Source organism: Bradyrhizobium sp. AZCC 1610 (assembly GCF_036924515.1).
Lineage (GTDB): Bacteria > Pseudomonadota > Alphaproteobacteria > Rhizobiales > Xanthobacteraceae > Bradyrhizobium.
Map to the genome: position 1 here is coordinate 6,863,791 of NZ_JAZHRR010000001.1, position 13,050 is coordinate 6,876,840.

General features: G+C 64.4%; 13 protein-coding genes. 9 read left to right on the forward strand and 4 right to left on the reverse strand.

All coding sequences use genetic code 11. The features are described from left to right. Positions 1-247: 247 nt before the first annotated feature. The 3 genes from V1279_RS33620 to V1279_RS33630 all read left to right on the forward strand — a co-directional run bounded on the left by V1279_RS33620 (position 248) and on the right by V1279_RS33630 (position 3,002). A complete protein-coding gene (locus V1279_RS33620; RefSeq protein ID WP_334444884.1) occupies positions 248-1,156 on the forward strand; it encodes a peptidylprolyl isomerase in 909 nt (302 codons plus the stop codon). Between the two features lie 160 nt (positions 1,157-1,316). Beyond that, complete coding sequence (gene argJ / locus V1279_RS33625; protein ID WP_334444886.1) at positions 1,317-2,576, forward strand: bifunctional glutamate N-acetyltransferase/amino-acid acetyltransferase ArgJ; 1,260 nt, start codon at positions 1,317-1,319, stop codon at positions 2,574-2,576. 15 nt (positions 2,577-2,591) lie between these two features. After that, on the forward strand, positions 2,592-3,002 hold the full coding sequence (locus V1279_RS33630; protein WP_334444888.1) for a (deoxy)nucleoside triphosphate pyrophosphohydrolase: 411 nt from the start codon (positions 2,592-2,594) through the stop codon (positions 3,000-3,002). Between the two features lie 299 nt (positions 3,003-3,301). Here V1279_RS33630 and V1279_RS33635 read toward each other — a convergent pair whose 3' ends face one another. Continuing rightward, the gene (locus tag V1279_RS33635; protein ID WP_334444890.1) at positions 3,302-4,147 is read right to left on the reverse strand and encodes a methyltransferase domain-containing protein; all 846 of its coding nucleotides are present in this window, start codon (positions 4,145-4,147) and stop codon (positions 3,302-3,304) included. A gap of 78 nt (positions 4,148-4,225) precedes the next feature. Here V1279_RS33635 and V1279_RS33640 point away from each other — a divergent pair, with 78 nt between their 5' ends. The 4 genes from V1279_RS33640 to V1279_RS33655 are packed head-to-tail and all read left to right on the forward strand — an operon-like array spanning position 4,226 to position 6,682. Then, positions 4,226-5,035: a ComF family protein gene (locus V1279_RS33640; protein WP_334444892.1), complete on the forward strand. Its 810-nt coding sequence runs from the start codon at positions 4,226-4,228 to the stop codon at positions 5,033-5,035. A gap of 29 nt (positions 5,036-5,064) precedes the next feature. Next, entirely contained in the window at positions 5,065-5,337 is a 273-nt protein-coding gene (grxC, locus tag V1279_RS33645) for a glutaredoxin 3 (protein ID WP_334444894.1), read from the forward strand. Further along, complete coding sequence (locus tag V1279_RS33650) at positions 5,334-6,212, forward strand: carbon-nitrogen hydrolase family protein (protein WP_334444896.1); 879 nt, start codon at positions 5,334-5,336, stop codon at positions 6,210-6,212. Before grxC ends, V1279_RS33650 begins: the two co-directional genes overlap by 4 nt. After that, entirely contained in the window at positions 6,209-6,682 is a 474-nt protein-coding gene (locus V1279_RS33655) for a DUF1178 family protein (RefSeq protein ID WP_334444898.1), read from the forward strand. Before V1279_RS33650 ends, V1279_RS33655 begins: the two co-directional genes overlap by 4 nt. Here the strand turns inward: V1279_RS33655 and V1279_RS33660 are convergent, their stop codons facing one another. The 3 genes from V1279_RS33660 to V1279_RS33670 all read right to left on the reverse strand — a co-directional run bounded on the left by V1279_RS33660 (position 6,683) and on the right by V1279_RS33670 (position 9,000). Further along, a complete protein-coding gene (locus V1279_RS33660; protein WP_334444900.1) occupies positions 6,683-7,582 on the reverse strand; it encodes a DMT family transporter in 900 nt (299 codons plus the stop codon). Positions 7,583-7,749: 167 nt separating this feature from the next. Then, positions 7,750-8,517 carry a bifunctional 2-polyprenyl-6-hydroxyphenol methylase/3-demethylubiquinol 3-O-methyltransferase UbiG gene (gene ubiG, locus V1279_RS33665; RefSeq protein ID WP_334444902.1) on the reverse strand — a complete coding sequence of 256 codons (768 nt, stop codon included), beginning with the start codon at positions 8,515-8,517 and terminating at the stop codon, positions 7,750-7,752. Positions 8,518-8,520: 3 nt separating this feature from the next. Beyond that, positions 8,521-9,000 carry a PH domain-containing protein gene (locus V1279_RS33670; protein ID WP_334444904.1) on the reverse strand — a complete coding sequence of 160 codons (480 nt, stop codon included), beginning with the start codon at positions 8,998-9,000 and terminating at the stop codon, positions 8,521-8,523. Positions 9,001-9,173: 173 nt separating this feature from the next. On the opposite strand from V1279_RS33670, the gene V1279_RS33675 reads away from it, so the two are divergent. Both V1279_RS33675 and ptsP read left to right on the forward strand, forming a co-directional pair. Then, positions 9,174-10,427: an aspartate kinase gene (locus V1279_RS33675; protein ID WP_334444906.1), complete on the forward strand. Its 1,254-nt coding sequence runs from the start codon at positions 9,174-9,176 to the stop codon at positions 10,425-10,427. Between the two features lie 325 nt (positions 10,428-10,752). Next, on the forward strand, positions 10,753-13,020 hold the full coding sequence (ptsP, locus tag V1279_RS33680; RefSeq protein WP_334444908.1) for a phosphoenolpyruvate--protein phosphotransferase: 2,268 nt from the start codon (positions 10,753-10,755) through the stop codon (positions 13,018-13,020). The last annotated feature ends 30 nt before the right edge of the window (positions 13,021-13,050 follow it).

Below are 13,050 nucleotides of genomic sequence, written 5' to 3' on the forward strand. Positions count from 1 at the left end.
GGGGGTCATCCGCCTAATGAGTGGGAATTAAGCAATCCAAGGTTCAACGGCAAAAAACGCAGCAAAATAAGCGCTATCGCCGCCGTACGATCCGGCACAGATATGGCTGGGTTGGGGCCTTGTCAACGTGGGTCCATCTGTCAAGGAATTCATCATTTTGACAGACTTTTCGCGTTGCCAAGGCCGCATGATTGGGCGAGTGTCCCGCCGCCTTTTGCTGCCCCCTTCTTCAAGACAAGGATTTTCCATGACCACCTCGTTCCCGGAAACGAAAACCGGCCTGCGCTTCGGCCTCGCCTCCCTGGCCGCGACGGCCTGTCTGGCTGCGGTTCTGGCCGCCAGCCTGCCGGTTCGTGCCCAGGACAACCCCGTTCTCGCCAAGGTTAACGGTGCGGAGATCCGCCAGAGCGATGTGGCGCTCGCGGAAGAGGAACTCGGCCCGAGCCTCGCGCAAATGGACCCGGCGGCCAAGAAGGACAATGTTCTGGCCTTCCTGATCGACCTGAAAATCGTCGCCAAGGCCGCCGAGGACAAGAAGGTCGAGAATTCGGAAGACTTCAAGAGGCGCCTGGCCTTCACCCGCAGCCGTCTTCTGATGGACAACCTGCTCGCCACCGAGGGCAAGGCTGCGACCACCGACGAGGCCATGAAGAAGGTCTATGAGGAGGCCTCCAAGCAGATCACCGGCGAAATGGAGGTTCACGCCCGGCACATCCTGGTCGAGACCGAGGACGAGGCCAAGGCGATCGCGGAAGAGCTGAAGAAGGGCGGCGACTTCGCCGAGCTGGCGAAGAAGAAGTCCAAGGACCCCGGCGCCTCCGATGGCGGCGATCTCGGCTTCTTCACCAAGGAACAGATGGTGCCGGAATTCTCCGCCGTCGCGTTCACGCTCGAGCCCGGCAAGATCTCCGACCCCGTGAAGTCGCAATTCGGCTGGCACATCATCAAGCTCGAGGAAAAGCGCGCCCGCAAGGCGCCCGAGTTCGAGCAGGTCAAGGCGCAGATCGAGACCTACGTGACGCGCAAGGCGCAGGCCGAATACGTCGCCAAGCTGCGTGAAGCCGCCAAGGTCGAACGCATGGACAAGCCGGCGGAAGCCGCCAAGCCGGACGCCGCCAAGCCCTCGGATTCCAAGATGGCGCCGCCGAAAAAGTAAAAAATCGCTGTCCCTTCTTCGAGGCCGATAGTATCTACCATCGTCATGGCCGGGCCGAAGCGCCCGGCCATTCCATGTCCAGGGACTGGTTGGCAGGCCCTGAAGACGTCGATGCCGGCGCAGATCCGGCTATGGTTGATCTGGTCGAAGAAGGTGCCGCATGTCCACCACCATCTCCCCCCTCGCCCCGACCGATGTCCCCGAGATGCCGGCGATTGCGGGCGTGAAGCTTGCCACCGCCGCCGCCGGCATCCGCTACAAGGGGCGTACCGACGTGCTGCTCGCCGTCATGGACAAGGGCACCACGGTCGCGGGCGTCTTCACCAAATCGAAATGCCCGTCCGCTCCCGTTGAATGGTGCCGCGCCAAGCTCGGCCGGGATGGATCTTCCAAGGCAGGATTTGCCCGCGCGCTGGTGGTGAACTCCGGCAACGCCAACGCATTCACCGGCAAGACCGGCAAGCAGTCGACGGCGCTGACCGCGCAAACCGCAGCGAAAGCAGTAGGCTGCAGCGCCAACGAGGTGTTCCTTGCCTCGACCGGCGTTATCGGCGAGCCGCTGGACGCCACCAAGTTCGACGGCGTCCTGGCGACGCTGGCGGAAGCCGCCGCGCCGGATGGCTGGATGAGCGCGGCAAGCGCGATCATGACTACCGACACCTTCCCGAAAGTCGCAACCGCCACGGCAAAGCTCGGCAACACCAAGGTGACCATCAACGGCATGGCCAAGGGCGCGGGCATGATCGCGCCCGATATGGCGACCATGCTGTCGTTCGTGTTCACCGATGCACCGCTGTCGTCCACCGTGCTGCAGGCGCTGCTCAAGAGCGGCGTCGAGGACACCTTCAACGCCGTCACGATCGACAGCGACACCTCGACATCGGATACGCTACTGGCGTTCGCCACCGGCACGGCCGCAGCCAGCGGCGCACCGAAGATCAGCCGCGCCAGCGACCCGCGGCTGAAGGCGTTTGCCAAGGCGTTCCGCGACGTGCTGGCCAACCTTGCCGAACAGGTGGCCCGCGATGGCGAAGGCGCGCGCAAGCTGGTCGAGGTGATCGTCGAAGGCGCGACCACCAAGGCCTCGGCGCGCCGAATCGCGATGTCGATCGCGAATTCGCCGCTGGTCAAGACGGCGATCGCCGGCGAGGACGCCAATTGGGGCCGCGTGGTGATGGCCGTCGGCAAGGCCGGCGAGCCCGCCAACCGCGACAAGCTTTCGATCTCGTTCAACGGCATTCGGGTCGCCAGGAGCGGTGCGCGCGATCCGTCCTACAACGAGGCCGAGGTTTCCGAGGTGATGAAAAATCCGAAGATCCAGATCAAGGTCGCGCTTGGCCTCGGCAAGGGCCGCGACCGCGTGCTGACCTGCGACCTGACCAAGGAATATGTCGCGATCAATGGCGACTACCGGTCGTGAGCGAGACAGCGGCGCATGGCTGACATCAAGCTCACCCTCGTCGTCGCCTGCGCCCTCGTCGATGCCGACAAGCGTGTGCTGATCGCGCAACGTCCGCAGGGCAAGGCGCTCGCGGGTCTCTGGGAATTTCCCGGCGGCAAGGTCGAGCCCGGCGAACGGCCGGAGCAGACGTTGATCCGCGAATTGCATGAGGAGATCGGCATCGACGTCAGCGAGCCGTGCCTGGCGCCGCTGACTTTTGCCAGCCACGCCTATGACAGCTTTCATTTGCTGATGCCGCTCTATATCTGCCGGCGCTGGGAAGGCACGGTGATGGCGCGCGAAGGCCAGCAACTGGCCTGGGTCCGCGCCAACAAACTGCGCGATTACCCTATGCCGCCCGCAGACATTCCTCTGATCCCGCATCTGATTGATTTGTTGATGTGAGGTGGCGCATACCACTGTCATGCCCGGACTTGCCGCCTCCGCTAAAGCTTCGGCGCGCCAACGGGGAAAGCCGCGGCGAAGCCTTGGCGTAGCCGGGATCCGGGCATCCATCAACTTCAAAGAGTCTTCCAGTGCGGCGCATCTTCGGCGGCACGCAGAGCCCAGACACAAAATCGCGAAAACAACCCCATGCAAAGTAGAATGGGGCCGGCTTGCCGCACTCGTGCTTTGTCCGGGGCACGAGAAGAAAAATGGTCCGTCGCCACGGCCCAACCTGATCTCATCCCGCTTTAGGTTGTCTATTTGGGAGCAGTTTTCTTCACCGCCGCCTCCAGGCTCGCTTTCGCCGAACCCGGCCGCAACGGCTTTTGCTGGCTCTCATGCGGCGCCCAGCCGGACAGCCAGACAAGATCGAAGGTGGCGCGGATGCGGCCATCCGGATCGGCAAAACGTTCGCCGTAAATCTGCACCATCCGCAACATGGTGGCGCGACGGGTCGGCGTCCGCCGCCGCTCGATCAGGATATTGGTCGCACCCATCCGCCTGATATCGGCCATCAGCGCGAACGCACTGTCGTAGCGCACCACGACACGATCGACGTCGGTGACCGGCAGCGCAAGGCCTGCGCGTTGCAGCAGCGCGCCGACATCGCGCAGATCCGCGAACGGCGCGACGCGCGGCGATACCCCGCCCTCGCATTCGGCTTCCGCGGCGGCAAAGGATTGCCTGAGCTCGGTCAGCGTATCGCCGCCGATCATTGCTGCCAGCAACAATCCGTCGGGTTTTAGCGCGCGGCGGATTTGCGCCAGCACGCCGGGGAGATCGTTGACGAACTGGAAGGCGAGCGCCGAGACGGCGAGGTCGAGCGATTGCGGCGGCAAGCGCAGCGTTTCCGATTGATCGGGATCGATGCGCGAGATCGACTGGAAGCGATCAGCGATGGGCTTTCGCAGCAATTCGCCCGGCGTCCAGATTTCAGCCACGTCGGCAAAATTCCGCATCACCGCCTGCAGCCGCTCCTCCATGTCCTCCCTGACGCGATCAAGCAGGAACGTCACCGGCCCGCCACGCCGCGCGCGATCGATGCGCGCACGCAAGAGTGCGCGGTCGAACAGGATGGGTGCGGCGGTCGGGCTCGAAACCATGCCGGTTGGTACGCCGCCCGCCCCGTCTCTGGCAATCCTCCGCTTGAGCACGCTGCCCAGCAGCGCTAGCCTCGTCCCATGGACGCCGAGGCATCACCACCACGATCCATTTCCAGCCATCTTCGCGGCGCGCTCGGCGCCTGCCGCGACGCATTCGCGAATCTTCCGCGGCTCGCGCTCGACATCGCGCTGCCGACGCTGTGCGTTTCCTGCCGCGAACCGGTCGATGGCGAGGGCGTCTGCGCGGCGTGCTGGGCGAAACTGTCGTTCATCGCACAGCCGTTCTGTCCGCGGCTCGGCATTCCCTTTGTCTATGATCCCGGTCCGGAATTGCTGTCGATGGAGGCGATCGCCAGTCCGCCGGCCTACCAGCGCGCCCGCGCCGCGGTGCGCTATGACGACGTTGCCCGCACGCTGGTTCATTCGCTGAAATACCAGGACCGCACCGATCTGGCGCCGGCGATGGGCCGCTGGATGGCCCGCGCGGGTCAGGAATTGCTCGCAGAGGCCGACGTGCTGGTGCCGGTTCCCCTGCACTGGCGGCGCGGCTGGAGCCGCCGCTACAACCAGTCCGGCGCGCTGGCGCGGGTAATTTCGCAGCAAACCGGCGTCAAACTGGCCACTGAGGCGCTTCGCCGCATTCGCGCGACCGAGCAGCAGATCGGGCTGTCCCGGCCGCAGCGCGCCAGCAATGTGCAGGGCGCCTTCAAGGTCGCCGCCGATCGCATGGCAGATATCCAGGGCCGCCGCGTCATCCTGATCGACGACGTGCTGACGTCCGGCGCCACGACGGACGCCTGCGCCCGGGCGCTGCTGCGCGCCAAAGCCGCGCAGGTCGACGTGCTGGTATTCGCGCGGGTTGTGGACACCCACCGGGCTCCCATATAATTCAAACACTTGCCAAATCAGAGCGCACCATGACTGCCATTGAAATCTATACCCGCCCGGGCTGCGGCTACTGCACCGCCGCCAAATCGCTGCTGACGCGCAAGAACGCCGCGTTTACCGAATTGAACGTGGCGACCGACCCGACCTATCGCGAGCAGATGTACGGTCGCGCAGGCCACGGTTCGACCTTTCCGCAGATCTTCATCGGCACAACCCATGTCGGCGGCTGCGACGAACTCTACGCGCTGGACCGCGCGGGCAAGCTCGATGGCTTGCTGGCGACAGAAAAGGCTTCCTCATGAGCGCAGGCTCCATTTTTACCGCCGCCATGGTGCAAATGCGCACCGGGCTGTTACCCGAGCCGAGCCTCGAGCAGGGCATCAAGCTGATCCGCGAGGCCGCCGCGCAAGGCGCCGACTACGTGCTCACGCCTGAGGTGAGCAACATGATGCAGCTGAACCGCAAGGCGCTGTTCGAGCATCTCGCCGCCGAGGGCGACGATCTCTCGTTGAAAGCCTATCGAGCGCTGGCGGCGGAATTGAAGATTCATCTCCACATTGGCTCGCTGGCGCTGCGCTATTCGCCGGAGCGCGCCGTCAATCGCTCGTTCCTGATCGGGCCCGACGGCAATTTGCTCGCCAGCTACGACAAGATCCACATGTTCGATATCGATCTGCCCGGCGGCGAGAGCTATCGCGAATCCGCCAATTACCAGCCGGGCGAGACGGCCGTGATCTCGGATCTGCCGTGGGGCCGCATCGGGCTGACGATCTGTTACGACGTGCGCTTTCCGGCGCTCTATCGCGCGCTTGCCGAAGCCGGTGCGTCGTTCCTCACGGTGCCGTCCGCCTTCACCAGGAAGACCGGCGAGGCGCATTGGCACACGCTGCTCCGCGCCCGCGCCATCGAGACCGGCTGCTTCGTCTTCGCGGCGGCGCAATGCGGCATGCACGAGAACAAGCGCGAGACCTTCGGGCATTCGCTGATCATCGCCCCCTGGGGCGAGATTCTTGCCGAGGGCGGCGTCGACCCCGGCGTGTTCCTCGCCGAGATCGATCCCTCGAAGGTGGAGACCGCGCGCACGGCCGTGCCGTCGTTGCAGCACGGACGGCGCTTCGGGATCGCCGACCCCAAGGCCGGCCCGGAGCATCTGCATCTCGTCCGGGGTTCGGCATGATCCGCTACAACCTTCGCTGCGAGAAGGGCCATGCCTTCGAAAGCTGGTTTCAAAGCTCCGCGGCTTATGAGAGCCAGGAGAAACGCAGGCTGGTGAGCTGCCCTGCCTGCGGCTCGGTCAAGGTCGAACGCGCCATCATGGCCCCGCAGATCGTGAGCAAGAAGGGCCGCGAGGCCGCCGCGCCTGCGTCGGCCACGCCTGCGGAAGCAACGGCGCCATCCGAATCGACGCCGCTCCTGATGGCGCAGGAACGCGAGCTGCGCGCCAAGCTGAAGGAATTGCGCGATCACATCGTCAAGAATGCCGACAATGTCGGCGAGCGCTTCCCCAACGAAGCGCGCAAGATGCATTACGGCGATATCGAGCATCGCCCGATCTACGGCGAGGCCTCGCCGGACGAGGCGCGCGCGCTGATCGACGAAGGCGTCGAGGTCTCCCCGCTGCCGGTGCTGCCGGACGACCGGAACTAACTAAGCCGCCACCAGCAGCGCAACGCCCGCCACGATCAGCACAATCCCGGACAGTTCGCGCGCCGACAATGGCTGCTTGAACGAATAATACGCCACTGCCTGCGCAAACAGCACTTCGATCAGCGCCAGCGTGCGCACGTTCGCGGCCGCCGTCAGCGCAAACGCCAGAAACCAGAATTGCGAGGCGAACGCGCCCATGAAGCCCGCGAGCATCGAGGGCCGCCACAGTCCGACAATCTTCATCAGCACATCAGGCGCGCGGACCAGCAGATAAATCGTCAACACCAGTGTCTGCACGAACAGGCCGAACACCAGTGTGTAGGACGCCGCCGTTACGAAGGAGACGCCGGGCACCGTGATGATGGCGCCGCGAAAGCCGATCGCCGACAGCGCGAAGCAACCGGCGGCGACCAGGCCGATGATGGTCGGCTTCAGCTCCGCAAAGCCCTTTTCGCCGCCCGGCCGCAGCGCCGTGATGACCACGCCGATGGTCGCGATCACGATCGCGACCACTTTCAGCAGCGTCAAATGATCGCCGAGAAAGATGAAGCCGAAGATCGCGGTCTGGATCGCCTCGGTCTTGAGATACGCCGTGGTCACGACGAAGGAGCGGTCGTTCATCGCAAGCAGCATCAGACCGGTGGCGACGATCTGACTGAGCGCACCCAGCAGCAGCCACGGCCAGAACACCGCCGTCGGCCACGGTATGGGGTCGCCAGTCACCGCCACCACGACGGCGAAGAACACCAGCGAGAACGGAAAACCGAACAGAAAGCGGATATTGGTCGCGCCCCAGGTCCCGAGCGGCCCCGTCAACGACCGCTGCATCGCATTGCGCGCGACCTGGCCCAGCGCAGCGATGATGGTGAAGGGAATCCAGAGTGTAGCGACGGAGAGCATGGGGAGTACCGGCGGGAAAGCTGCTGCACCGTGAAGGGTGAGATGCGTTAGGTCAACAGAACCGGCGTCATGACAGGATTGCGCGCGCACCACAAACGGTCGTCGTCCCTGCCTAGTGCGCAATTGCGCACGGGAGCAGGGACGACGATAGATATGGGGCTAACTAACTAAACCCCCTCGGCCACCACCATGTAGTTCACGTCCATGTCCGACGAGATGCTCCATCGGTCGGCGAGCGGGTTATAGACCACGCCGGCCTGCTCGGTGATGGTGAGGCGGTTGTGGGCAAGATGCTGGGCGAGTTCGTCGGGCGTGACGAACTTGTCCCATTGATGGGTACCGCGCGGCAGCCAGCGCAGCACATATTCCGCGCCGACGATTGCGAGCGCAAAGCTCTTCCAGTTGCGGTTCAGTGTCGAGACCACCATCATGCCGCCGGGCTTGACCATCGCCGCACAGCGCGCAAGGAACGCGCCGACATCGGTGACATGCTCGATCACCTCCATCGCCAACACGATGTCGAAGCGCTCGCGCACATCCATCGCCTCGACGGTGGTGCAGCGGTAGTCGATCGACAAATGCCCCTTGTCGGCATGCAGCTTGGCGGCGGCGATGTTGGTGGGAGACGGATCGATCCCGATCACCTGTGCGCCCAGCCTCGTGAACGGCTCGCACAACAGCCCGGCGCCACAGCCGATATCGAGGATGCGCAGGCCCGACAGGCAGCTCAGGCTCCTCGCATTGCGATCGAACTTGCGGCAGGCGGCGTCACGGATATAGGCGAGCCGCAGCGGATTGATCTTGTGCAGCGGGGCCATCTTGCCCCTGGGATCCCACCACTCGTCGGACAGCTTTGAAAACTTGGCGACTTCGGCGGGGTCAACGCTGCTGCCCGTCGCGGAAAGGCCGGCGGATGAATTTTGCTGCATGGCCATGATTCAGGTGCCGGCCGGTCGGGTGGTGATGGCGGTGCGAAACGCCAGCGGGCGCGAAATGGTGGAAATGGTTTGCGTGCCTTCGCCGACGCCTTGAATGGTGACGTCGCCATAGTTCATGATGCGGCCGAGAATGCTCTGGTTGACGTCGACGCTCTCGACCTTGTCGAGGCTCATCTCGAAGGTCCGCCGCTTTATGAAACCCGTCTTGTGGACGACTCGCATATTGGTGACGTCGGTCTCGGTGGTCCAGCGATGGAACCAGGCCGTCGCGCTCCAATACAATGCCGCAAGTCCGGCGACGGCCGCCAGCGCCACGCAAAGCAACATCAGCGCGTCGGCGGTGACCATCCGCGACAGCACCAGAAACACGATCGCCACAGTCCACGCTGCGATAGCCGGCAGATAGAACATCCAGTGCGCGTTGGTCGAATACAGCACCGTCTCGCCGGGCTGCAGGATATCATCGATATAACGGCCCATACGCCTGCCTTGAATTAACCCGCTACCACAGCCATTTGCGCCATTTTGGGCCGAAAACGAAGCTGGTTGCTTGCTCCGGACCGCGCCGCTATGTATACGCCGCTTTCGGCCCGGGCGCTCCACTTTCCGTGCGGGTCACCTTACTTATCCTCACAGGGAATGCACGCGTCGTCATGGGCCGCCTCGTGATGAAATTCGGCGGTACGTCCGTCGCCAATATCGACCGAATCCGCAACGTCGCGCGTCACGTCAAGCGCGAAGTGGACGCCGGACACGATGTCGCTGTCGTCGTGTCGGCCATGGCCGGCAAGACCAACGAGCTGGTGGACTGGTGTCGCGACGCCTCGCCGCTGCATGATGCGCGGGAATATGACGCCGTGGTGGCATCCGGCGAACAGGTGACCTCGGGCCTGCTCGCGATCGTGTTGCAGGGCATGGGCATCCAGGCCCGCTCCTGGCAGGGTTGGCAGATCGCGATCAAGACCTCCGATGCCCACGCCTCGGCGCGGATTCTGGAGATCGACGGCACCGAGATCAGCGCCCGCTTCAAGGATCGCAAGGAAGTCGCCGTCATTGCCGGCTTCCAGGGCATCAATCCGCAGACCAACCGAATCACCACGCTCGGGCGCGGCGGTTCGGACACCTCGGCGGTGGCAATTGCGGCCGCGATCCGCGCCGACCGCTGCGACATCTATACCGACGTCGACGGCGTCTACACCACCGACCCCCGCGTGGTTCCAAAGGCGCGGCGGCTCGACAAGATCGCCTTCGAGGACATGCTGGAACTGGCCTCTCAGGGCGCCAAGGTCCTGCAGGTACGTTCGGTGGAACTCGGCATGGTGCACAACATGCCCGTGTTCGTCCGTTCCAGTTTCGACAAGCCCGAGGATATCGACCCGCACGGCACACCGCCGGGCACGCTGATCTGCAGCGAGGAGGAAATCATGGAAAGCCACGTCGTCACCGGCATCGCCTTCTCCAAGGACGAAGCCCAGATTTCCGTGCGCCAAATCGAGGACAAGCCGGGCGTTGCCGCCGCGATTTTCGGGCCGCTGGCGGAAGCCAACATCAATGTCGACATGATCGTCCAGAACGTCTCCGAAGATGGCAAGACCACCGACCTCACCTTCACCGTTCCGGCCTCCGACTATAACCGCGCCCGCGACACCATCAGTTCGGCCAAGGCCAAGATCGGCTATGCCCGGCTCGACAGCGCCACCGACGTGGCCAAGGTTTCCGTGATCGGCAGCGGCATGCGCAGCCATGCCGGTGTCGCGGCGCAGGCGTTCACCGCGCTGGCCGGGCGCAATATCAACATCCGCGCCATTACCACCTCCGAGATCAAGTTTTCGGTGCTGATCGACGCCGCCTACACCGAACTTGCGGTGCGCACGCTGCACACGCTCTACGGGCTCGACAAAGCTTAGAACAATTTTCTCTCAAATTTGGCGCATGGTCTGATCGCCGAACCGGCGGCGTTTTGGCAGATCATGCGCTTCGCTGGCGCAGCATCGGCTCTGACACACACGTTATTGCTGCTGGCAGGCGTTTTGCTTGGCAAAGCAAGCCTCGATTGGCTATACGGCCTGTGAGGTGGGTTGCCGCAAACTGCGCCACGGTTTTGGCGATCCCGATTCGGCCGGGATCAGGTGCCTGCGGCCGCGCCGAATGAATAAAATTGTTGTTTTCGTGCGTTTCACGCCAGCTGCCGGCCACCCGGCGGCCCAGACTCGCGGGGGAGGATACCAGCACATGCGGAGCGCGTCGGGAGGTCCCCGCGTCTTGTTGAGACGGCTCCGCGAAACCATGGCGGAGCAGGTCTCGGCCCAGGAACGCCTTGACAAGATCGTGGTGCTGATCGCGGCCAACATGGTGGCCGAGGTCTGCTCCTGTTACGTGCTGCGCATCGATAACACGCTCGAACTTTATGCCACCGAAGGCCTGAACCGCGACGCGGTGCACCGAACGGTGCTGAATGCGCATGAGGGCCTCGTCGGCCTGGTCGCCAGCGAGGCGAGCCCGCTCAACCTCTCGGACGCGCAAAATCACCCGGCGTTCTCGTTCCGGCCTGAAACCGGCGAAGAAATCTACCATTCTTTCCTCGGCGTGCCGATTCTGAGGGCCGGCAACACGCTCGGCGTGCTGGTCGTCCAAAACCGCGCCAAGCGCACCTATGTCGAGGAAGAGGTCGAGGCGCTGCAGACCACCGCCATGGTGCTGGCGGAAATGATCGCCTCCGGCGAGCTGGCGGCGCTGGCACAGCCCGGCGCGGAACCGGCGGCGCGGCATTCCCTGCACAAGACCGGGGCGATCCTCTCCGACGGCATCGCGCTCGGCCACGTCGTGCTGCACGAGCCGCGTGTCGTCATCACCAACTACATCGCCGAAGACCTGCCGAAGGAAATCAAGAAGCTCGACGCGGCGCTGACCAAACTGCGCGCCGATCTCGACCGCATGCTGGAGCGCGGCGACGTCGCCGAGGGCGGCGAACACCGCGACGTGCTGGAAGCCTACCGCATGTTCGCCAACGACCACGGCTGGTCGCACAAATTGCACGAGGCGGTCGCCACCGGCCTCACCGCCGAAGCCGCCGTTGAGCGCGTGCAGTCCGACACCCGCGCCCGCATGCTGCGCTCGACCGATCCTTATCTGCGCGACCGCCTGCACGATCTGGAAGACCTCGGCCATCGCCTGATGCGGCAATTGGTGGGACAGGATCATGCGCCGTCGCGCGAGCAGCTTCCCGAGAACGCCATCCTGATCGCGCGCGCGATGGGACCGGCGGCCCTGCTTGACTACGATCGCAAGCGGCTGCGCGGCCTGGTGCTGGAGGAAGGCACCGCCAACTCACATGTCTCGATCGTGGCGCGCGCGCTCGGCATTCCCGCCGTCGGCGAAGTGCCGAACGCGCCCGGCATCGCCGATCCCGGCGACGCCATCATCGTCGACGGCACTTCGGGCTCGATCTATGTCCGCCCCTCGGCCGAGATCGAATCGGCCTATGCCGAGCGGGTGCGGTTTCGGGCGCGGCGGCAGGCGCAGTATGCCGCGCTGCGCGACAAGCCCTGCGTGACCAAGGACGGCCAGCCGGTCGAGTTGATGATCAATGCGGGTCTCGTCGTCGACCTGCCGCATATCGACGACACCGGCAGCGCCGGTATCGGGCTGTTCCGTACCGAACTGCAGTTCATGGTCGGCCAGAGCCTGCCGCGATCCTCTGACCAGCTCGCGCTCTATCGCACCGTGCTGGACGCGGCCGGCACCAAGCCGGTCACGTTCCGGACGCTAGACATCGGCGGCGACAAGGCGCTGCCCTATATGGAAACCGTGATCGAGGAAAATCCCGCGCTCGGCTGGCGCGCGATCCGGCTAGGGCTCGACCGGCCTGGATTGCTGCGTGGCCAGATCCGCGCGCTGCTGCGGGCCGGCGGCGGCCGCGCGCTGAAGATCATGTTCCCGATGATTTCCGACGTCGCCGAGTTCGACCAGGCCAAGGCCATCGTCGAACGCGAGCTGACATACCTGCGTCAGCACGGCCATGCACTGCCGGAACGTATCGACGTCGGCACCATGGTGGAAGTGCCGGCGCTGCTTTATCAGCTCGACGAGCTCCTCAAGAAGGTCGATTTCGTTTCGGTCGGATCGAACGACCTGTTCCAGTTCATGTTCGCGGTCGATCGCGGCAACGCCAAGGTTTCCGAGCGGTTCGACACCATGTCGGCGCCGATCATGCGTGCGCTGCGCGACATCGTGCGCAAGGCGCAGGCGGCGAAGAAGGCGGCGTCGCTGTGCGGCGAGATGGCTTCAAAGCCGCTTGGCGCGCTGGCGCTGATTGCGCTGGGTTACCGCTCGCTGTCGCTATCCGCCACCGCGCACGGGCCGGTGAAGGCCATGATCCTCGACCTCGACGCCAAGAAGGCCGAAGCTGTCATCATGCCGCTGCTCGACGCGCCGGCCGGCAGCGTCTCGATCCGGAAGAAACTGACCGAATTCGCGGAGGCCGAGGGGCTGTCGTTGTAGCGAGGCTCTGTCCCGACACCGTAGCCGTCC